Raw genomic sequence first — 20,769 nt, 5'->3', positions numbered from 1 at the left:
GGGCCGATCGAGCCCGTTGCGTTATCAATTGTGGAATCTGGGGCCACAGCTTCAAGAGCCGTATCGGATTTGTTTCCAATAAGATGCAATCACGGACAGTCACGTGGCTCGCCTCGCAGTACAGCCGCCGCATCGGCACGGCGCTGGCGATCACGTTGGGAGTGACGGTCGGTTTCGGTGCGGTCTTTGCCGCCCACGTCGCCACTTCGCCGGAGGCCGGACTCGCCGGGCTCGCGGGGACGGTCTTCGTCGTCACGCTCAACCTCGGCCTGCTGGGAATCGTGTTGGCCGGCAACGTCGCGGTCGAGCTCAGACAGCTCACCGACGCGGCCGCCGCCATCGAGGACGGCGACCTCGACGCCACTCCCGAGGTCGATCGGGCCGACGAGTTCGGCCGGCTCGCCGACGCGTTCGACAGCATGCGCGACTCGCTCACGTCGGCCTTCGAAGAGTCGGAGGCCTCTCGCAAAGAGGCCGAACAGGCGAAGTCGGAGGCCGAAGCGGCCCGCGCCGAGGCCGAGGAATTCAACGATCGACTGGTCGATCAGGCCGAGACGATCGGCGACGCGATGGCGGCCGCCGCCGACGGCGACTTCACCCACCGCCTGACGGCCGACAGCGAGGTCGACGCGATCGAACGGATCGCCGACGCCTACGAGTCGATGACCGTCGACCTCTCGGATACTGTCGGCGAGATTCGGGCCTTCGCGACGACGGTCGAACAGACAAGCGGGGCCGTCGCCGAGGACGCCGCCGAGGTCGAGCGCCTCAACGAGTCGCTGGCGACCGACATCCGCGAACTCGCCAGTGACGTGTCCGGACAGGCCGAACGCCTCCAGAGCGCGGTCGCCGAGACGAACGACCTCTCGGCGACGATCGAGGAAGTCGCTTCGACGACCGACGAGGTCGCGGGGCGGGCGACCGAAGCCGCCGAGGTCGGCGCGACCGGCGCAGAGCGCACCGAAGAGGCAGTCGAGACGATCGAACACGTCGCCGACGCCGTCGACGAACTCGACCGGCTCGTCGCCGCTCTCGACGACCGGATGGACGAGGTCGCGGAGACGACGGGACTCATCGACGAGATCGCCCAGCAGACCGACATGCTCGCGCTCAACGCCAACATCGAGGCCTCTCACGCCGGGAGCGGTGGCGACGGGTTCGCCGTCGTCGCCGACGAAGTGAAGGGGCTGGCCGAGCAGACCCAGGACGCCATCGACGAGATCGAGTCGATCGTCGACGGTGCCCGCGACGACGTGGACGGCGTGACCGAGGAGATGGCGCTGACGCGCCGCCGGATCGACGACGGGGTCGAGACGGTGACCGAAGCCGGAGAGACGCTGGGCACGCTGACCGAGACCGTCGACGACGTGGACGACGCGATGGCGGAGATCGCCCGCGCGACCGACGACGGTGCGGCCGCCACCGAGGAGGTCTCGGCAGCGCTCGACCAGGTCGCCGAGTCCGCCCAGCAGGTGGCGACTCGCTCGAACGAGCTGGCCGACACGGCCGAGCAGACGGCGTCGACGATGCGTGGCGTTCGCGAGCGCGCCGACGACCTGAACGACCAGACGGCCGACCTGATGGCGCTGCTGGATTCGTTCGAGACCAGAGACACGGACCACACCGGAGCAGTCCAGACCGCGAGCGCAACGGCGGGTGACGACGATGATTGAGGCGACGACCGTCTACGGTCTCACCGCCGTGGTCTACGCAGTCGCGCTCGTCGTCCTGTGGGGGTGGCTCCGCCAGGTCTCACCGGAGCACCGCCGGTTCTGTACCCCAATCGTGCTGGTCGTCGCGCTCGCCGGAGTGGCGTCGGCGGTCGTCGCTGCCGGCGTCGGGACGATCACGGTCAACGGTAGCGAAGTCGTCGTCCCGCTGTTCGTCGAATCGATGATCGCGTACGGGGTGTTGTACGCCGTGATGGCGCGACTCGCCGACGTGGAGGGTCGCGCGCTCGCGGCCATCGTGCTCACGCCGGTCGTCCAGCGCATCGCCTTCGAGGTCGCGGCGGTCTCGGGCGGGATCGTCGCCCTGATCGGTCTGGTGGTCGTCGTCGGCGGGCACCTCGCGATCGCCGCCTACCTCCTGGGGCCGGTCTGGACGCAGACACGGGGAGTGCCCGAGCAGCGCCGGCTCCTCCACTGGAAGGCCCGGAACCTGGTGTTGTTCCTCATCGGGATGTTGATCGCCTACGCCGTCATCGCGCTGTTCGGCGTCTTCGACGCCTTCGTCTCGCTGGCGATCAGCCAGTACATGGCCGTCCTCATCCGCGTGGGCTTTGCCGGGTTCTTGCTGGCGAACCTCGACGCGGTCGGCTCCGCGTCGCTGCGTCCGACGACCGCGTCCGAGACGACCCCGGCCGACTAGCACTGCCACCCGACTCGCTCGCGCGCACCGTTCTGTGCCGGACCACTGAGACCCCCGCTCGAAGCCGTAATCGTGCCTTACTCGCGATAATGCTGACCTGTCACGGGGTAATCGAACCGTTCTCGCCCGGCTCGGCTCGCACCGAACTGGCAAGCAACTGCCGAGCGTCCGACCGTCGCTGGGCTGTGGGTGTGACAACCCGGTTGCCACCCCGTAAAAACCCCCTTTACCGGTAAGATCACTGTACTCGATTATGCCGGAACCTAACGGCGACCGGAACCGTACTGCACCGACGACACAGACCGACCTGCCCGTCAGCCGACGCCGCTGTCTGGAACTGACTGGCCTCATGCTCATGAGCGGCGTGGGCGTTGGCGCTGCGAGCGCACGCGACTCCGAATCGGCCGCCGAGGCCGACGACGACGTGACCGGCCGCGCGTCCGAACCGGCGGGCGACGGCGACGCGAACGACGCACCGGTCGTCGGCGGCGGCACCGGATACGAGCGCACCGTCGGACCGGATCAGGCAGACGTTACCGTCGGTACCCGGAGCGAACTCCAGGACGCGCTGGGGAGCGCGTCCAGTGGCGACGTGGTGTACGTCGCTGGCGACGCGACCATCGACATGGGCGGTGCGGAGTGGTCGATCCCCGAGGGCGTCACGCTGGCCTCGGACCGCGGGATCGACGGCGCACCCGGCGGCCACCTCCAGACGACCGATCTCCCGTGGCCGATGTTCGTCGTCCGCGCGAACGCCCGCGTGACGGGACTGCGCGTCAGCGGCCAGTACGACGAGTACGTCGACCTTACCGACGGCCCGGTCAGTATCGGCCTGCAGGTCGCCGACAGCGGCGTCGAGATCGACAACAACGAAGTCTTCGGCTTCTCTCACGCGGCCATCCGACCCTTCACCGACACCCACGTCCACCACAACGACGTCCACCACAACCCGATGGACGGGCTGGGCTACGGCGTCAGCGTCACCCGCGGCCAGCCCCTGATCGAGTACAACTACTTCAACTACAACCGCCACAGCGTCGCCGGCAGCGGCAACTGCGGCTACACCGCCCGGTACAACCACTTCGGACCGGAGACGGTCGACCACGTCATCGATCAGCACGAGCCCGGCGGAACGACGATGGAGATCCACCACAACACCGTCGAAGCGGTCGCCCACGTCCAGGACGGCGGCGAGCCCGAAGCCGTCGCCATCCGGGGCACGCCCGACGACGTGGCCGACGTGCACCACAACTGGTTCTACAACGCCGACGAGCCGAAGTCAACCCCCGCCGACTGGGACGGCAGCGCGATCACGCAGGTCAACACCGGCGACTGGGCGAACGTCGAGTACGAGGCCAACCACTACGGCACCGACGAACCGGCCGACGACGTCGGCTGCCCGCGGTAGGACGCTCCGACCGAGCGGACCCGTTGGACGGTCTCCAATTCCTCGGTGACGGCTCACCCCCGTCGTCGCCACTCGGGATGGCTCCTTTTAACCCCCGACGGCCACTGCCATAGCCTATGAGTTCGGAGACGGAGGCGACACCACCGCCGGACAACCCCTACGTCGAGGACCCGCCCACCGAGTTCGAGCCGGTCGAGGATTTCTCCGACGACGAGGCCCGCGAGCAGGCCCAGCGGCTCCGCGAGGCGATCCGGTACCACGACCACCGCTACTACGTGCTGGCCGATCCGGTGATCGGGGACCGGGCCTACGACGCGCTGTTCGCCCGGCTCGAAGCCCTCGAAGACGCCTTCGACCTCGATCGCGAGGCCAGTCCGACCCAGCGGGTCGGGGGCGAACCGCTCGACGAACTCGCGTCGGTCGAACACGTCGCGCCGATGGGCTCGATCGACCAGGGCGGCGAGGCCAGCGAGGTCAGAGAGTTCGACCGCCGAGTGCGGGATCGACTGTCCGACGCCGGCTACGACGGCGAGATCGAGTACTTCTGTGAGCCGAAGTTCGACGGGCTCTCCGTCGAGATCGTCTACGAGGACGGCCAGTTCCAGCGGGCCGCGACCCGAGGGGACGGCGCGGTCGGCGAGGACGTGACCGAGAACGTCCGCACGATCGCCAGCGTCCCCCAGCGCCTGCGCGGTGACTACCCCGACTATCTCGCCGTGCGGGGCGAGGTGTACATGCCCCGGGACGCCTTCACGGCATACAACAGCGAGCGGATCGAACGGGGCGAGGACCCGTTCGCGAACCCTCGCAACGCCGCGGCCGGGACGTTGCGACAGCTCGACCCCTCGGTCACGGCCGAGCGGCCGCTGTCGATCTTCTTGTTCGGCGTCCTCGACGCGTCGGTCGACTTCGACTCCCACGGCGCGCTCCACGAGCGATTTCCGGAGTGGGGACTGCGCGTCTGTGACCGGACGACTGTCGTCGACGACATCGACGCCGCCATCGACTACCGGGACCGGCAACTCGACGCGCGAGACGATCTGGACTACGAGATCGACGGCGTCGTGATCAAGGTCGACGACCGCCGGGCCTGTGAGTTGCTGGGGGCGACCAGCCGCGCCCCGCGGTGGGCCTTCGCCTACAAGTTCCCCGCTCGCAAGGAACGGACGACGCTGCGCGACATCGCCGTCCAGGTCGGCCGGACCGGCCGGCTGACGCCGGTCGCGCTGCTCGATCCCGTCGAGGTCGGCGGCGTCACCGTCTCGCGGGCGTCGCTGCACAACCCCGCACAGATCGAGGAACTGGGCGTCGACGCCGGTGACACGGTCCGGATCAAGCGAGCCGGCGACGTGATCCCGGACGTGGTCGAAGTCGTCGAGTCGAGCGGCGAAGCGACGTTTTCGTTCCCCGACCGCTGTCCGGTCTGTGAGAGCGCAGTCGAGCGCGACGGGCCGATGGCCTTCTGTACCGGGGGGCTCGCCTGCCCCGCCCAGCGCGAGCGCGCGATCGAACACTACGCGAGCCGCGACGCGCTGGACATCGAGGGGGTGGGCGAGAAGGCCGTCGCGAAGCTCCTGGACGCGGAGCTCGTCGAGAGCCCGGCGGACCTCTACGATCTGACCGTCGACGAACTGGCCGCCCTTTCGGGGTGGGGCCAGCGCAGCGCCGAAAACCTCGTCGCGGAGGTCGACGCGAGCCGCGAGCCGCCGCTGGCGAACTTCCTCGTCGCGCTCGGGATCCACGACGTGGGGACGGTCACGGCCCGGAATCTCGCCCGCGAGTTCGGGAGCTTCGAGGCGATCCGCGAGGCCGGCGCGGCCGGCGACACGGACGCGTTCGAGGCCGTCGACGACGTGGGGCCGGTCGTCGCAGAGAGCATCTGCGAGTTCTTCCGTGGCGAGCGCAACGAGGCGGTGCTCGACGACCTGCTCGACCACGTCGACCCCCAGCCGGCCGACACGGAGACCGGCGACGCGCTCGACGGACAGACGTTCGTGTTCACGGGCTCGCTGGCGGGATACACCCGCAGCGAGGCACAGGATCTGGTCGAGGCCCACGGCGGCTCTGCGACAAGCAGCGTCTCGGGCAACACCGACTATCTCGTCGTCGGCGACAACCCCGGACAGTCCAAGCGCGACGACGCCGAGGCGGAAGGCGTCGAGACGATCGATCAAGAATCGTTCGAGGAGTTGCTCGCCGACCGCGGGATCGAGAACTGAGAGCGCGGTCCCGAGACGGCTACAGGTCCGCTTCTTCGAACCGGAGAATACCGATCAGGATCGGCAGCGTGATCCAGACGAGCAGCATCGCCATCGCGCCCAGCTGGAGCCGGAAGTCCGGCAGTCCCTGAGAGACCTCGGAGGCGAACAGCACGTCGTTCATCAGCGCCTGTCGGAGGATCTGGAAGTCACCCGTCGGGCTGAGCAACTGGAACACGCGCAGCGTCTCCTGGACGGTCAGTGGCATCCAGCTGGGCCACTGGCCGCTGAGCGTGAGGACGATGACGAACGACGCGGTGTTGATCGCCCGCCAGAGGATGTTGAACACGAAGTAGAAGCCGAAGACGGCCAGCAGCACGCGGAAGCGGGACTCGAAGGTCGCCGACATCCCCGTCGCGACGGAGACGAACGCGACGCCGAACAGCGTCGCAAACAGGAGGTAGCCGAAGTACTTCGCGGCCTCGAACTCGACGCCGACGACCAGGAGTGCCACGGCGGGCACGACCATGCCCAGCACGAGCGGGACGACGAACGCGGCCGTCCGGCCCAGCACCTTCCCCAGGATCACGTCCGTCCGGGAGTGGGGGAGCGATAGCAGGATCTTCAGCGACCCGGAGTCTCGTTCGTTGACGATCGCCCCGAACGAGATCGCGATCGCGATCAGCGGGACGACGTACTGGAACAGCATGTGGAGCACTCCGAGGATGTCCGTGGAGGTGGGGTTCGACTGGACCCACCCGAGCACCGCCGCCGCCAGCGAGACCAGCGCGATGAACCCGATCGTCAGCCCCCAGAGGAGGTAGGATCGCGAGGCGTCCCGAAAGTCCTTGCGCGCGACGGCCTGCCAGCTCATGCTTCGGCCTCCTGGCGCTCGGTGTAGGAGCTGAACACGTCGTCGAGCGACGCCTCCTCGGTCTCGAAGTCCTCGACGCTGACCTCGGCGTCTTCCAGCGCGTTCAGGACCGCCATCTTCTGGTCGCCCTCGCAGGTGACCGTGATCGCGTCGCTGTCGGCACGCACGTCGGAGACGGCGTCCAGTGCCCGGACGGCAGCCACACCGTCGTCGATCTGGCTGGCGGTCCCGCCGACGGTGACCGTCAGCGTGAGGCCGGTGTCGTAGGCCGCTCGCAGCCCCTCGATGGTGTCTTTGGCGACCAGTTCGCCCTCTCTGAGGATCCCGACGGTGTCACAGACGGCCTCGACCTGCCCGAGGATGTGCGAGGAGAAGAAGACGGTCGCGCCGCGTTCGTTCTCTTCGCGAACGATCTCCTGCATCATCCGCGCGCCGTTGGGGTCGAGCCCGGAGGAGGGCTCGTCGAGGATCAGCAGGTCGGGCTCGCCGACCAGCGCCATCGCCAGCACGAGACGCTGGGACATCCCCTTGGAGTAGCCTCCCGCCTTGCGCTTTGCATCTTCCTCGCTGAGGCCGACCCGATCCAGCAGGGCGTGCGGGTCGTCGTCGGCGTCTTTCGACTCGATCGCGAACTCCAGGTGCTGGAGTCCGGTAAGCCGATCGTACACGTCGTAGCCCTCCGGGAGGACACCAATCCGCTCGCGGATCCGCGTGGAGTCCTCGTAGGAGTCGTAGCCCAGTACCTCCGCGCGACCCTCCGTGGGCCGGACGAAGTCCAGCAGGATGTTGATGCTCGTCGACTTCCCAGCGCCGTTGGGGCCGAGGAAGCCGAAGATCTCACCCTCTTCGACGGTGAGATCCACCTCCTGTAGCGCGGTCACGCCGTCGAACCGCTTCGTTACTCCGTCCAGTTCTATTGCAGCCATACGCGCCGAATTTACCCCGGTGACGTAAAATCTTCGTGGAACTGACTCGTCACGCCCAGCCGCCGACGACACGCGGACCCGCTCAGGAACGACGTACTCGGGTAACGTCGGCGTATCTCACTCTATTGGCGAGCCTTCTCGATTTCCACGGACCGGATAGAGTCGGTTATCCGACGGTATTTCGGAGCTACGGCCTGAACACGCTCTAATCGTCTCTACGTTTAATACGGGGGCCGGTAGTACGGCCGACTGCGCCGTCGGCTCCCGACGTGGGACACCGGCGCGCCACCGGAGGTACATCGATGACACACCAGCAACAGCAGCCCATGGCGAGTGACATGTATAGCCAGCCAAACCGCGCGAGCCAGCAGCCAGCCACACAGCCGACACAGCAGCAGATCCCACCGCGTTCGACGATGGAACCCGCCGGCGGAGCCGTCCCGCAGGCAGCCCAGCAGACGAGTCAGCAGCCGGCGGCCGCGCAACTCCCGAATCAACAGCCGATAGCGGGCCAGTCGCCAGCCACACAGGTGCCACCGCAGCGCCCGATCACACAGGAACCGGCACAGCAGCCGGCCGCCCAGCAAGCTGCACAGCAGCCGTCTGCTCAGCAGGCATCGTCTCAACAGCCGATCGCCCAGCAGCCGGCCGCTCAGCAACCGGTCGCTCAGCAGCCGGCCGCACAGCAACCGGCCGCACAGCAACCGGCCGCCCAGCAGCCGGCCGCCCAGCAAGCCGCACAGCAGCCGACCGTTCAGCAAGCTGCACAGCAGCCGTCTGCTCAGCAGGTATCGGCTCAACAGCCGGCCGCCCAGCAACCGACCGCCCAGCAAGCCGTACAGCAGCCACCCGTTCAGCAGCCAATCGCCAAGCAGCCGGTCGCACAGCAGCAACCCGTTCAGCAAGCTGCACAGCAGCCGTCTGCTCAGCAGGTATCGGCTCGACAGCCGGCCGTTCAGCAGCTACCCACTCAACAGCCGGCCGCCCAGCAGCCCGCCCTGGCGGGCCACTATCAGTTCTCGTCTCAGCAACTCCCGACGGACCAGTCCACCGGACAGCACTCCGGCCGCTTCGCCGGGGCCGCTCAGTCGGGCCAGTTCCCGAACCAACTGGAGCCGTCGACCGGCGAGGTGGGTAGTTCCTTTCAGTCCGGACGCGACCCGATCCAGTCCGATCTCGCCACACAGCCACCGCTCGGCCAGCAAAGCCCCACCGGCGGGCTCCGGTAACGACACGATGTCTCGGCAACCCTATCAGGCGGTTCCTCAGTGGCGGTCCGTCCAGTCACCACAGCGCGTCGCCCAGGGAACTGTGCCCGACGTGACCGACGCCCGGCAACTCTCACAGGCCGCGACCGGCGCGGCCCAGCAGGGCTGGAGCGCGACGCAGACAGGCGTCCAGCAGCCCGCACAGGCGAGCCAGCAATCCGCCGGTATGCAGTCCATTCAGGGACAGCAACCGACACGGGCGGCGGTAACGTCGACACAGATCTCGACACAGCAGCCGCCGGTCGACGTGCTAGAGACGCCAGACGAGCTGCTCGTGCTGGTCGACATGGCGGGGTTCGACGAGGACGACATCCAGCTCGACGTCGACGACGACGTGCTGCGGATCGCCGCCAGCCGCACCCTCTCGATCGACGACGACGAGACGCTGCTCACCCAGGAGCGCCCGACCCGCTTCGAGCGCTACCTCCAGTTGCCGGTCGAGGCGAACATCGAGGCGGCGAAGGCGAAACACGAAGCCGGCGTCTGTCGGATCACGCTGCCCAAATCCGAGCAGGCACGCGATAACCACCACCGCATCGGCTTCCAGTAGCCGAGCGGTCCGCAAACACGCTGTAATACTGCCGGCTGTACTCTGTGAAGAATATCGCGACCCCGTGGTCGCGAATATCTCGAAACAGTCACGGCCGGCAGTATAAGCCGTTCTTACCGGCGACGGGCGTGCCGTCGCCGGGATCCGTTCGTGTTCGCGCATCAGGCGAAATCCTTTTCTAACCCACCGAGTAAGCCGTGTGTAAGAGCGCCGTGCGTGAACCGGTCGCACACGGACACTGTCGAACCATGTCACAGCACTATCGCATCGTGTCCGAAGTCAGAACGGACGGAGAGCAGGTCGACATTCCCGACGAGGCCAGCAACGTCAGCGTCGAGCCGCTGGCGACGGCGGGCCACGTCCGGGTCACCTATCTCAAACCGACACAGCGGATCGCCGTCGACGGCGGCGACGAGACCGAGCCGCGCCGATATATCGATTGACGCTGCCGGTCCCGCTCGAACTGCTCGGCTGGTGGGTATCGCGTGTTCGACTCGTACTGCCGGCTATATTTTGTCGTCGGGCGCAAACTGCTCGCGGACGCGCTCGACCTCGCGGGCGTACCGCTCGCGGTCGTCGCTGTCTTCGACGGGCTCTAGGTCCTCGACCGGGACCTCCGTGGCCGCGGTTGGTGGCTGCTGGCGCAACATCGTCGTCGAGCGCTGACTCGTCTGTGCGCGCTCGCCGTCCGGCGTCGCGTACACCAGCGTCACGAGGTTCTTGTCCCAGTAGTCCCGTTCGACGAGCCAGCACTGCACGGTCTCGGTCATTACGCTCCCTTCGACGCCGACGGTTTAGGGCCTGTGGGTCCGGCGGCCTCATACGGAAAGTTGTAGGTCTTTACCAGATCGACCGCACGCCGTCGTGCGGTCGACTGGGTAAACGCCTACAACCGTCCGTATCACAGGACGCCGACGTTGAACGAGGCGATCGTCAACAGCAGCGCCACGACCGACACGAAGACGCCGCCGAGGATGATGAGCCGGTACTGCACTTCCCGCCGCGAGGGGAGCCCTTGCAGTAGCTTCGAGATGTGGTCGTCGGCGACTTTGAACGCTTTCACGCTCTCTTCCATCGACTTGGCCTTCTTTTCGCGTCCTTTGACCATCTGCTCACGGATGGTCTGGAGGCGGCGCTCGCTCTCTGCCTTGCTCGGGGCGTCCAGTCGGGTGATCGTGTACAGCGTCGGTGGCACCCGCTCGTTGAAGTACTGGTCGAGCTTCTTGTCGGGAACGGACTGTGCGCTGTCGAACGCGGCACGCTGGATGTGTGCTTCCATCTCGCCGAGGTTCTCTCTGGCCCCGTCGATGTCGTCCTGTTCCAGATCGTTGAAGATCTTGCTCATGTGGTCCAGTGCGTCCCGAAAGTTCGTCATCGCGACCCAGTTGTGTTCACCGCGCTCCTCTTCGGCCCAGATGTGTGTCCGCTTTGCCCGCTCGTAGGGCTCTCCGAGGAGGCGTTCGAGCTCGGTCAGAATCTCCGCTTCAGTCTCGGGGTCGTCGACGACGCTGTTGCGCAGATCGTCGAGATCGCTCCTGTCGAGTGGTGACTGGCGGTCCTCCATGCGCTGACGGAGCTAGAGACCCAGCCGTTGCTTGATTCGCTCTCGACGTGACCGGTACTCGGACCTGTCGACCACGTCGAGCCGGTCGGTGTCCTTGTACCCCTCTCTGGCACCGTTGGGGTGGTGTGGCTTCGTGATCTCGATGTCGGATCGCTCTTCGAACTCGTGGATCGGCATCTCGGCGAGTTCCTCGACTTCGATCCCGGCGCTCTTGGCCGTCTCTTCGGTCAAAAGCTGGAAGAATTCGTCGCCGTCCATCGCTTCGTACTGCGACTCGAACTCGTCGTCGACCGTGTCGTTCCCGTCGTCCCCCTGTCGTTTCGACGGGCGAGTGTCGTCACCGGCACTACTCAGCATTATCCTGACCTATTGCGCTATGTTTGATATGTCCTTCGCTTTCGAACGTCCTCTCGTCGATGGATCCGGTAGTTTCGCACGCTCCGGCGCTGTCGGCGTCGGCTACAGGCCGGTCCGGATTGATCATACGACGCATCTGTGCGGCGAGCTATTTAAAGACTGCCCAGTCGAGACGCTGACCTGTCTCCTGTACAGACAGGTGGGGTTCGGTGACAGTGCTCGATCGATCACGACTCCCGTTCTCGATTCTGGTACTCCCGCCAGCAGATTCATACCGGGGGCTCGCAAACGGCCGGCAATGACTGGCTGGCTCGACCGGGCCGACGAACTCCTGTACGACGGGGAAGAGTCCATCGAGCGGGTCCGGATCGGGGAGGGGGGCGTCGTGGTCACGTCCCACCGCGTGCTCGTGTTCACGCCGGGCGGCGAGGGCGCGAACTTCCGGGACGTGGATCGACCGAACGTCGTCGGCGTCGCCGCCGAGACCAGCGGCGAGTGGGCCTTCCTCCAGCGGGCGATCAAGGCCCTCGTCGTGGGTGGCGTGTTGCTGATCGCCGGCCAGACCGTGAGCCTCGACTCGATGGTCGAGGGCATCGAGATCGGGGCCAGCGCGGGACAGGTCGGGATGGGGGGCATGTTGGGACTGCTCCAGACGTTCCTCTCGCTGATGGCCCAGCTAGACGAGTTACTGACGCTTTTCGGTGCCCTGGCACTGCTGTTCGGAGCGGTCGTGCTGGGCGTCTACGCCTGGTCGCGCGAGGCCGAACTCGTCGTCTCCGTGGCCGGCGACGAGGCGGACCTGCGGCTGCCAGCGCCGGAAGACGCTGCCGAGGTCGCCGCGCGACTGGAATCCGTGATTCTCCCGCGCGAGTCGTGATCCACGCCGGGCGTCACCGATCCTCCGACTCGGGGCTGCGCTGGACGACGAGGACCGGGCCGAGGAACCGCTCGGCGACCTGGTCGGTCGGCATCCCGAACACGAACGTCGAGAGTGACGGGTCGGACTCGCCCATGACGACGGCGTCGAACTCGGCGGCCGTCTCGACGATCGCGTCCAGTGGCGACGCGTCGCGGTCGACCGCCGTTTCGAGGCGCGACGGCTCGACGCCCTGCTCTGCCAGCCGGTCGGTGAGTCCGTCCAGCAGCGTCTGGCTGTCCTCGTCGGTCTCCCCGTCGGCCGCGACGTGATACAGCGTCACGCCGACCTCGCTCTCCGCGAACAGCCCGGCGACGACGCGGACGAGGCGGTCGACGCCGACCGTCCCTCGGACCGCGACGAGCACGTCTTCGGGCGGCTGCGTCGAGTTCGGGACGAGGACGGCCAGACAGTCGTGTTCCGCTATCGTTCGATCGATCGTCTGCTGGCCGTCGTGGGTGAAGACGAGCCGTCGCTCGGTGGTCGCGCCGGTACGCTCGAACAGCGACTCGAACTCGTCGAGGCGCTCGGTCGCCCGCTCCTCGAACTGCAGCCGGGCCTGTCCCGGTGCGGTCTGTTCGGGGACGACGTGGTAGCCAAGCAACACGACGTGGGCGTTCGCGAGCAGCTCGGGCACGCCGTCGGGAATCGGTTCGCCGTCCAGGACGCGGATCGGGACGAGTACTGGTGGTCCGTTCATGTTAGACAGCTCCTTTGAGGGATACGTCACCGGCGTAGTACCGGTACCAGCCGTACGCGACCGCCATGATCGCGAGGCCGATCGCGATCGACGCCACCTGCATGAACGCGATCAGCGCGACGCTGGCGACCGCACCGAGTGCCGGCACGACCGGGTAGCCGGGGACCGTGTAGCTGGGGGTGTACCAGGACGGGTCTCGCCGTCGCAACACGAGGAGTGCAACACACAGCAACGCGTACATGACGAGGTGGAGGAACGAGGCGACTTCCGCCAGGAGCTCCACCTGTCCGGTCGCGACGAGGACGAGGATTGGGCCGCCGGCAGACAGCAGCGCCACGTGGGGCGTTCCGTACCGGAGGTTGATCTCGCTGGCCTTGCGGGGCAACAGCGCGTCCCGGCTCAGTGCGTAGACAGCCCGCGAGGCGCTGAGGATCGAGGCGTTCGCGCTCGAAAACGTCGCCAGCAGGCCGGCAAAGAGGATCGCGACCGCACCGGGAACGCCGAGGAAGTCGCGAGCGACTTCGACCATCGCCGTCTCCCCGAATCGGCCCAACTGGTCGGCCCCGAACGCGCTCGTCGCGACGAAGATCGTCACCACGTAGAAGACGGTGACGACCAGCACCGAGCCGACCATCGCGATCGGGAGGTTCCGCCCCGGTTGCTTGATCTCTCCCGCGACGGTCGCGACCTGTGCGAAGCCCAGGTACGACGTGAACACGAGGGCGGCCGTCGAGAACACCGGCAAGACGCCCTGCGAGAAGAACTGCTCTGGCGCGCTCTGCCTGCCGAAGACGCCGACGGCGTCGAGGACGCCGTAGGAGAGAAACACCGTCAACACGACGAGCAAGATCCCGACCACGGCGTTCTGGAGCGTGGCCGTGTTCTCCGTTCCCCCGATGCTCAGTGCGGTCAGTGCCACGGCGAACACCAGCCCGATCGGGACGACCGGACTGACAGACAGAGCGACGCCGACCTCCGCGAGTACGGCAGTCGCGTAGTGGCCGAGACCGACGAGGTAAAACGCCGAGGCAAACACCAGCCCGAGCCACAGCCCCAGTCCGACGACCGAACCGTAGGCGGTCCCGAGCCCCCGGGAGATGAAGTAGTAGCCCCCTCCGCTTCGGGGCATCGCCGTGGCCAGCTCCGAGGCCGGCAGCGCCACCAGCAACGCGACGACGCCGCCGATGGCAAAAGAGAGCGTGGCCGCCAGCCCGGCGTTCTGGGCTGCGAGCCCGGGAAAGACGAAGATCCCCGCGCCGATCATGGTCCCGATCCCGATGGCGAGTCCGCCGACGAGACCGATCGTCCGCTCCAGTTCGGCGTCGTCGTGGACCGTCGTCTCGTCGGTCACTCGCTCCGGTGGTGCCGTCGGTGACTCCCCGTCGACGTTTACACCGCTCGCCTCGTCTCCGGAACCAGGCTGGCCCATACGTGGATTGTCTCCCAGATGGCTGATAAATCTGGTCCCGGTGCGTGACGTTCAAAGCCGCCCAGTGCCAACGACACCGCGATGGACGCGACCGGGGTCCGCGAGGCCGCCGACGTTCTCCCCCGAGAGCCCGGCGTCTACCACTTCGTCGCCGACCGCGTGCTGTACGTCGGCAAGGCCGTCGACCTGCGCGACCGGGTCCGCTCCTACGCCGATCCGCGGTCCGCGCGGATCGCACAGATGGTCGAGCGCGCCGAGTCGATCGAGTTCAGCGTCACCGACACGGAGACGCAGGCGCTCTTGCTGGAGGCGAACCTGATCAAACGCCACCAGCCGCCGTACAACGTCCGGCTCAAAGACGACAAGTCGTATCCGCTCGTCCAGCTCACCGACCACCCGGTGCCCCGGATCGAGGTCACCCGCGATCCAGAGGAGGGCGCGACCGTCTACGGCCCGTTCACCGACAAAGGCCGGGTCGAGACCGTCGTCAAGGCCCTGCGCGAGACCTACGGGCTGCGGGGGTGTTCCGACCACAAGTACGAGGGGCGCGACCGACCGTGTCTGGACTACGAGATGGGGCTCTGTACCGCGCCCTGTACCGGCGAGATTTCTGCTGTCGACTACGCCGAAGACGTGGAGAGCGTCGAGCGGTTCTTCGGCGGCGAGACCGGCGTGCTGGCCGATCCGCTCCGCCGGGAGATGGCCGCCGCGTCGGAGGCCCAGGAGTTCGAGCGCGCGGCCAACTGCCGGGACAAGCTCGAAGCCGTCGAGGCGTTCCACGGCGACGCCGACGACGCGGTCCAGACGACCCGCGACGAACGGGCCGTCGACGTGCTGGGGGCCGTCCGTGAGGGCGAACGCGCGACCGTCGCCCGCCTGCACGCCGCCGACGGCCAGCTGATCGATCGCGAGCGCCACGGGCTCGACGCGCCCGACGGCGACGGCGTCGGCGAGGTACTCTCGGCGTTTATCACCCAGTACTATGCCGAGCGCGAGTTTCCGGAGGCGGTGCTGTGCTCGGAACGCCCCGGCGAGGACGTGGTCGAGTGGCTCGCGGGCGAGGGCGTCGACGTGCGCGTCCCCGGTGCGGGCCGAGAGGCGACACTCGTCGATCTCGCGCTGAAGAACGCCCGCCGTGGCGGGCCGGCACGCGACGACACCGCCGCGCTGGCCGACGCGCTCGCTCTCGACTCGGCCGATCGGATCGAGGGGTTCGACGTGAGCCACGCGCAGGGTCGGGCCGTCGTCGGGTCGAACGTCGCTTTCGTCGACGGCGACGCCGCCAAGCGCGACTACCGCCGCAAGAAGCTCACGGAGCGCAACGACGACTACGCCAACATGCGGGAGCTGGTTCGCTGGCGGGCGAAACGAGCGATCGAGGACCGGGACGACCGCCCCGACCCCGACCTCCTCCTGATCGACGGCGGCGACGGCCAGCTCGGCGCGGCCCGGGACGCGCTGGCCGATACCGGCTGGGACGTGCCGGCCGTGGCACTCGCCAAGGACGAGGAACTGGTCGTGACTCCCACTGGCACGCACGACTGGGACGACGACGACCCGAAGCTCCACCTCTGTCAGCGAGTTCGCGACGAGGCCCACCGCTTTGCCGTCCAGTACCACCAGACGGTCCGCGACGAGGTCACGACGGCGCTGGACGAGGTCCCCGGCGTCGGTCCCGAGACCCGCAAGCGACTGCTCAGGCGTTTCGGGAGCGTCGACAACGTTCGGGCGGCCTCGACGGAGGAGCTGCTGGCCGTCGAGGGCGTCGGCGCGGGGACTGCCGAGACCATTCGCTCGCGGCTGTCCTGAGCGCTTTCGAGAGGAATGACGACGAGGAACGGCGTTCTACAGCGTTGTACCGGGGAGAGAGTAACTTCTGTAAGATGGGTATTCTGCACTGATCCAGCTAGTTGCCTACTTCCCGGATCAGGATAGTAGCCGAAAACGCGACAACGAGACCAGTGACGAGTATACCAACCACAAAATATGGATTGGAGAGGTCAAAGTTTACCAGGAATAGCGCCAATATAAACGTTGAACCCAGTAGGGTAGTCCACAATGCTCGAACGTCGGGATCGTACATATTATACAGGATAGATGACATCAATCTGGGCGTTCGTATCATATCGATATAATATTTTTGCACGGGCTCGTAGATCGAAACATCGATCGTCACGGTATATTCCCAGCACCAAAGACTGCAAGCTGTGTATATGCCGATCTGTCTTCTCCGGCTCACGCTTTTCGGGTTCCAGGCCGTAACGAGCCACTTCTCTACCGGGCCGGCAGTTCGAGTTCGCCGGCCACGTCCAGGTGTAAGGTGCCCTTCACGTAGCCTTCGGTCGTGCCGTCCGGGCGCATCCGGAAGACGACGGCGGGCTCGTGGCCCACGTCTGGGCGCTCGCCGAGGATGCGTCGCCAGTCGTCGTCGGGGAACGACGAGCAGTCGACGAACAGCGCGGCGTTGCCGTGGATCGCGATCTGGTCGCGGGTCTTGGCGTCGCCGCTGGCCTTGACCGCGTGGATCGGCGAGTCGATCTTGCGGCGGTTCGTCGGCTGGGGACGGGTCACTTCGACGAGGATGTCGTCGACCTGGAAGTCCAGCGCGTGGCCCGACCCCAGTTCGACCTCAGGTTCGAAGTCGTGACCCGCGTCGGCGAGCAGCTTGGCGGCGTTGAACTCGCCCATCGTCGCCTGCATTCTGGTCAGGTCGACGCCGTCGCTGGTCCCGAGCTTGCTCGCCATCGTGTAGCGGTGATCGTCGAGCAGCCCCGTCGAGAGCAGTTCCTCGTAGAAGGACAGCGCCGCCTCGCGGTCGGCGTCGGGGAACCCACCGGCGTGGTCCCGGAAGAACGCTCGCGTCGATTCCCGGCCGTCCTTCGAGAAGAAGACCGGCAGGAAGAACCAGGCCAGGTGGTCGTATTCGGCCAACCACGGGTCCTCCTGTTCGAGCTGGGCGAGTAGTTCGCGTTTCCCCCAGCGGGCGACGCCGTGTGGCGCTTCCTCGAAGCTACACTTGTTCGTGCGCCACAGCGTCTTCGGCGTCTCGGTGTTGCCCAGCCAGTAGGCGTCGTCGTCTGACCAGCAAAACAGCGCGAGGTCGCCGTTGTCCATCGCAATGCGGCGCGCTTCGTAGCCGTCGGGCGGGCGGTACCACGGATCGGCCGTGGTCGCGCCGAACTTCGCGTCGAGCGGCTGATAGAGGGCGTCGTGTACTCGTCCCGCGTTCCAGCGTTCGGACGAGCGTCGGAATCGAATCGGGCCTGCCACGAATCACCGTACGCGCCCAGCCCGTTTGAGGGTTCTGCATGGACATAACTGTCAGCAGCAGTTCATTTGACCGTTACATTGATAACTACTACCACATTACATTGAGTGTGGTAATCAATGTCGATGGGCGCATATGACGAAGACGAACACGAACGCCGCGAGCGCAAGAACAGCGACGTCGATCTGAGCGAAGACGACGACCGGACAGCGTACCACGGCGAAGTCGAGTACGACTCCAGCGATTCGACCGAAGAACTGCTCGACCAGTTCGAGCAGATCAAATCCTCGTAGCTACGCCGTCGTCTGTCGACCGAGCAGGAACACCGACAGCGACATCACGACCGTCACCGCGACGACGTGTGCCAGGACGGCCGCGAGCAGCACCCGAAACTCCAGGACGAACGGGACCAACACGAGCTGGAGCAGTCCGAACCCGAGGATCTCCAGATCCGCCCGGCGCAACACGGCGGCGGTCTCCGGGTCGAACCGGTAGCGGGCCGACCGCCACAGCGACGTGATCGCGGCCCACCAGCCGGTGCCGATCCGATAACACACGTCCCACAGCACCAGCAACATCAGGTAGACGACCAGTATCGGCTGGTCGGGGCCGAACAGCCGCCCGACCAGCGTCTCCCCGCCCTGCTGGGGATCGAAGACGAACAGGTGGGTCACCAGCGCGATGTAGGCGAGCACCGAGAGGACGACCTCGACGTTCGAGCTAAAGAGGAGGTCGCGATAGTCGCCGGGCACGTCGATCCGGCGGACCAGCGTCCCGATCCGCAGCATCTCGACGCTGCCGATCGCGGCGACGACGACCGCGGCCGTGCCGGCGACCGCGGCCGCCCAGAGGTCGTAGTACGCCGCCAGGACGAGCACGCCGAGTTCGAAGACGAGCAACTGGATGGCGACGGCCGCCCACGCCGGCAGGCTGATCCCCGGTAGCGCCCCGACGATGCTCTCGTAGACCCACGTCTCTCCGTACCGGAGCGGTCGCCGGTCCTGACTCACCGGGACCGGACCTCCGCCGGGAGCCGCTCGACGGCCAGGCGGGCCTCGCGCTTGCCAAGCGCCCGCTCGACCGCGGTCTCGAACGGCGTCAGCTCGACGGGCAGCAGTTCGCGGATCGGCTCGTCGTTGGCGACGACGGGATTTTTCAGCCCCTCGATCAGCGGCCGTGCGACGCTGGTGGGTACGTCGGTGACGAAGCCGATCCAGTACGAAGACAGCCGCGGCGAGAGGACGGGGATCGGGATGATGTAGGGCTCGCCGGTGCCCATCACCTTGCCGGTCCGTTTGAGGATCTCCGCGTATGACAGCACCTCGGGCCCGCCGATGTCGTAGGTCTCGCCCGCGGTCTCGGGCACGTCCAGTACCCCGACGAGGTAGGCGATCACGTCGTCGATGGCGATGGGGTGACTGGGCGTCTCGACCCACTGTGGCGTCGTCATCACCGGTAGCCGGCGGTCCATCTGGCGCACCATCTCGAAGCTCGCCGAGCCGTCGCCGATGATGATCGCCGCCCGCAGCGTCGTCAGGTCGTAGTCGCCGTCTCGCAACAGCCGTTCGACCTCCCGTCGCGATTCGAGGTGCGAGGACAGCTCCGTGGTCTCCTCGCCCAGCCCGCCGAGGTAGACGACGCGGTCGACGCCCGCCTCGCTGGCGGCCTCGGCGAAGTTCCGCGCCGCGGTCCGGTCGCGCTCCTCGAAGTCCGCACCGGCACGCATCGAGTGGACGAGGTAGTACGCGGCGTCGATCCCGTCGAGCGCGTCGTCGAAGCTGTCCGGTTCCAGTAGGTCGCCGACGGCGACCTCGACGTCGTCGGGTCCGTCGTACCCCGTCGGATCCCGGACCAGCGCCCGGACATCGTGGCCCCGCTCCAGCAACGCGGGCACGAGGTTCCCGCCGACGAAGCCGGTCGCACCGGTGACCAGCACGTTCATGGTTCTACTGTGTGCCAGGCTACCGTAACTGTTGGGCCCGACCTCACTCGTCGGGGAAGGGCACGTCGATCCGGCGGCCGTCGTCGGGGACGAAGACCTCGCCGTCGAAGGCCTCGCGGGCGTCGGAGAGGATCGGTGTCGGATTGCCGCCGTAGCGCGTCGAGATGTGGGTGAGCGCGAGGCGTTTGGCCCCCGCCTCCTGTGCGACCTCGGCGGCCTCGCGACCGGTGGCGTGGGCGGTCTTGCGCGCTCGCTCCGCCCAGTCGTCGGCGAAGGTGGCGTCGTGGACCAGCAGATCGGCGTCCTCGCTGGCTTCGACGACGGAGTCGGTGGGGCGGGTGTCGCCGGTGTAGACCAGCGTCCGGCCGGGCCGATCGGGGCCGACGACCGCCTCGGGCTGGATCGTCCGCCCCTCGTGTTCGACCGGCTCGCCGCGGTGGAGCTTCGAGTACTTCGGGCCGGGCTCGATCCCGAGTTCCTCCTCGGCTTTCTCGCGGTCGAACCGGCCCTTGCGGTCGTCCTCGACGACGGCGTACCCCACCGACTGACAGCGGTGCTGGGTGCGGATCGCCCGCACCTCGTAGCCGTCGCCGTCGAGCACGGTGTCGCCGGCCGAGACCTGCGTGATCCGGACCGGGAACGAGGGCGTGTCGCCGGTGACCGAGACGAGGTCCTCGATGGTCCCTCGCGTCCCGGCGGGCGCGTGGATCGCCAAGGGCTCCTCGCGGTCGTTGAAGTCGAACGTCTGGAGGAGACCGGGGATCCCCAGCACGTGGTCGCCGTGGGTGTGCGTGACGAAGACGTGGTCGACGGCGAACCCGGTTCCAAAGCGCATCATCTGGCGCTGGGTGCCCTCGCCGCAGTCGAACAGGAGCTTGTCGCCGTCTCTGTTGACGAACAGCGCACTGGGATTGCGCTCGGTCGTCGGTACCGCTCCGCTCGTCCCGAGAAACGTCACGCGCATGCTCTGGTTCTGGGCGAGCGTGGATAAACCCGTGT

22 protein-coding genes are annotated in these 20,769 nt (G+C 67.1%); 9 read left to right on the top strand and 13 right to left on the bottom strand.

All coding sequences use genetic code 11. The annotated features are described in order from the left end of the window. Positions 1-83: 83 nt before the first annotated feature. The 4 genes from HMUK_RS05185 to ligA all read left to right on the top strand — a co-directional run bounded on the left by HMUK_RS05185 (position 84) and on the right by ligA (position 5,997). On the top strand, positions 84-1,673 hold the full coding sequence (locus HMUK_RS05185; protein ID WP_015762060.1) for a methyl-accepting chemotaxis protein: 1,590 nt from the start codon (positions 84-86) through the stop codon (positions 1,671-1,673). Continuing rightward, positions 1,666-2,370 (top strand): bacteriorhodopsin, encoded by a 705-nt coding sequence (locus HMUK_RS05180; protein ID WP_015762059.1) that lies wholly within the window; start codon positions 1,666-1,668, stop codon positions 2,368-2,370. Before HMUK_RS05185 ends, HMUK_RS05180 begins: the two co-directional genes overlap by 8 nt. A gap of 253 nt (positions 2,371-2,623) precedes the next feature. Then, positions 2,624-3,778, top strand: a complete 1,155-nt coding sequence (locus HMUK_RS05175; RefSeq protein ID WP_015762058.1) for a hypothetical protein — start codon at positions 2,624-2,626, stop codon at positions 3,776-3,778. Positions 3,779-3,894: 116 nt separating this feature from the next. Further along, positions 3,895-5,997: an NAD-dependent DNA ligase LigA gene (gene ligA, locus HMUK_RS05170; protein ID WP_015762057.1), complete on the top strand. Its 2,103-nt coding sequence runs from the start codon at positions 3,895-3,897 to the stop codon at positions 5,995-5,997. A 19-nt stretch (positions 5,998-6,016) separates the two neighbouring features. Here ligA and HMUK_RS05165 read toward each other — a convergent pair whose 3' ends face one another. The 4 genes from HMUK_RS05165 to HMUK_RS17515 all read right to left on the bottom strand — a co-directional run bounded on the left by HMUK_RS05165 (position 6,017) and on the right by HMUK_RS17515 (position 9,011). After that, entirely contained in the window at positions 6,017-6,850 is an 834-nt protein-coding gene (locus tag HMUK_RS05165; RefSeq protein WP_015762056.1) for an ABC transporter permease, read from the bottom strand. Then, positions 6,847-7,776 carry an ABC transporter ATP-binding protein gene (locus HMUK_RS05160; RefSeq protein WP_015762055.1) on the bottom strand — a complete coding sequence of 310 codons (930 nt, stop codon included), beginning with the start codon at positions 7,774-7,776 and terminating at the stop codon, positions 6,847-6,849. Before HMUK_RS05160 ends, HMUK_RS05165 begins: the two co-directional genes overlap by 4 nt. A gap of 221 nt (positions 7,777-7,997) precedes the next feature. Then, the gene (locus HMUK_RS17520) at positions 7,998-8,681 is read right to left on the bottom strand and encodes a hypothetical protein (RefSeq protein WP_164731975.1); all 684 of its coding nucleotides are present in this window, start codon (positions 8,679-8,681) and stop codon (positions 7,998-8,000) included. Positions 8,682-8,738: 57 nt separating this feature from the next. Beyond that, the gene (locus tag HMUK_RS17515) at positions 8,739-9,011 is read right to left on the bottom strand and encodes a hypothetical protein (RefSeq protein ID WP_164731976.1); all 273 of its coding nucleotides are present in this window, start codon (positions 9,009-9,011) and stop codon (positions 8,739-8,741) included. A gap of 1 nt (position 9,012) precedes the next feature. On the opposite strand from HMUK_RS17515, the gene HMUK_RS05150 reads away from it, so the two are divergent. Further along, positions 9,013-9,594, top strand: a complete 582-nt coding sequence (locus HMUK_RS05150) for an Hsp20/alpha crystallin family protein (RefSeq protein WP_015762053.1) — start codon at positions 9,013-9,015, stop codon at positions 9,592-9,594. Positions 9,595-9,842: 248 nt separating this feature from the next. Beyond that, positions 9,843-10,037, top strand: a complete 195-nt coding sequence (locus tag HMUK_RS05145; protein WP_015762052.1) for a hypothetical protein — start codon at positions 9,843-9,845, stop codon at positions 10,035-10,037. A gap of 63 nt (positions 10,038-10,100) precedes the next feature. On the opposite strand, the gene HMUK_RS05140 is transcribed toward HMUK_RS05145, so the two are convergent. The 3 genes from HMUK_RS05140 to HMUK_RS05130 all read right to left on the bottom strand — a co-directional run bounded on the left by HMUK_RS05140 (position 10,101) and on the right by HMUK_RS05130 (position 11,515). Further along, positions 10,101-10,364: a hypothetical protein gene (locus HMUK_RS05140; protein WP_015762051.1), complete on the bottom strand. Its 264-nt coding sequence runs from the start codon at positions 10,362-10,364 to the stop codon at positions 10,101-10,103. 131 nt (positions 10,365-10,495) lie between these two features. Next, a complete protein-coding gene (locus HMUK_RS05135) occupies positions 10,496-11,158 on the bottom strand; it encodes a hypothetical protein (RefSeq protein ID WP_015762050.1) in 663 nt (220 codons plus the stop codon). 12 nt (positions 11,159-11,170) lie between these two features. After that, the gene (locus HMUK_RS05130; RefSeq protein WP_015762049.1) at positions 11,171-11,515 is read right to left on the bottom strand and encodes a hypothetical protein; all 345 of its coding nucleotides are present in this window, start codon (positions 11,513-11,515) and stop codon (positions 11,171-11,173) included. 298 nt (positions 11,516-11,813) lie between these two features. Here HMUK_RS05130 and HMUK_RS05125 point away from each other — a divergent pair, with 298 nt between their 5' ends. Continuing rightward, positions 11,814-12,392, top strand: a complete 579-nt coding sequence (locus HMUK_RS05125) for a hypothetical protein (RefSeq protein WP_015762048.1) — start codon at positions 11,814-11,816, stop codon at positions 12,390-12,392. A gap of 13 nt (positions 12,393-12,405) precedes the next feature. Here HMUK_RS05125 and HMUK_RS05120 read toward each other — a convergent pair whose 3' ends face one another. Then, positions 12,406-13,131, bottom strand: a complete 726-nt coding sequence (locus HMUK_RS05120; protein ID WP_015762047.1) for a universal stress protein — start codon at positions 13,129-13,131, stop codon at positions 12,406-12,408. A gap of 1 nt (position 13,132) precedes the next feature. Then, positions 13,133-14,560 (bottom strand): APC family permease, encoded by a 1,428-nt coding sequence (locus tag HMUK_RS05115; protein ID WP_015762046.1) that lies wholly within the window; start codon positions 14,558-14,560, stop codon positions 13,133-13,135. Positions 14,561-14,641: 81 nt separating this feature from the next. Between HMUK_RS05115 and HMUK_RS05110 the strand changes: the two genes are divergently transcribed. Continuing rightward, positions 14,642-16,369, top strand: coding sequence for an excinuclease ABC subunit C (locus tag HMUK_RS05110; protein WP_015762045.1), 1,728 nt, complete (start codon positions 14,642-14,644; stop codon positions 16,367-16,369). Between the two features lie 465 nt (positions 16,370-16,834). Here HMUK_RS05110 and HMUK_RS05105 read toward each other — a convergent pair whose 3' ends face one another. Continuing rightward, positions 16,835-17,830 (bottom strand): DUF5784 family protein, encoded by a 996-nt coding sequence (locus HMUK_RS05105; RefSeq protein WP_015762044.1) that lies wholly within the window; start codon positions 17,828-17,830, stop codon positions 16,835-16,837. A 117-nt stretch (positions 17,831-17,947) separates the two neighbouring features. Between HMUK_RS05105 and HMUK_RS17510 the strand changes: the two genes are divergently transcribed. Next, on the top strand, positions 17,948-18,121 hold the full coding sequence (locus tag HMUK_RS17510; protein ID WP_015762043.1) for a DUF5786 family protein: 174 nt from the start codon (positions 17,948-17,950) through the stop codon (positions 18,119-18,121). Here the strand turns inward: HMUK_RS17510 and HMUK_RS05100 are convergent, their stop codons facing one another. From HMUK_RS05100 to rnz, 3 genes are read right to left on the bottom strand one after another with little or no spacing between them, the layout of a single operon-like run. Beyond that, on the bottom strand, positions 18,122-18,838 hold the full coding sequence (locus HMUK_RS05100; protein WP_015762042.1) for a DUF7530 family protein: 717 nt from the start codon (positions 18,836-18,838) through the stop codon (positions 18,122-18,124). Then, on the bottom strand, positions 18,835-19,770 hold the full coding sequence (locus HMUK_RS05095) for an NAD(P)H-binding protein (RefSeq protein WP_015762041.1): 936 nt from the start codon (positions 19,768-19,770) through the stop codon (positions 18,835-18,837). Before HMUK_RS05095 ends, HMUK_RS05100 begins: the two co-directional genes overlap by 4 nt. Positions 19,771-19,813: 43 nt before the next feature. After that, a complete protein-coding gene (gene rnz, locus HMUK_RS05090; RefSeq protein WP_015762040.1) occupies positions 19,814-20,734 on the bottom strand; it encodes a ribonuclease Z in 921 nt (306 codons plus the stop codon). Positions 20,735-20,769 lie beyond the last annotated feature (35 nt).

The organism is Halomicrobium mukohataei DSM 12286, from assembly GCF_000023965.1.
Lineage (GTDB): Archaea > Halobacteriota > Halobacteria > Halobacteriales > Haloarculaceae > Halomicrobium > Halomicrobium mukohataei.
The sequence above is the reverse complement of the archived record's forward strand: the minus strand, read 5'-3'. Positions and strand labels throughout refer to the sequence as shown.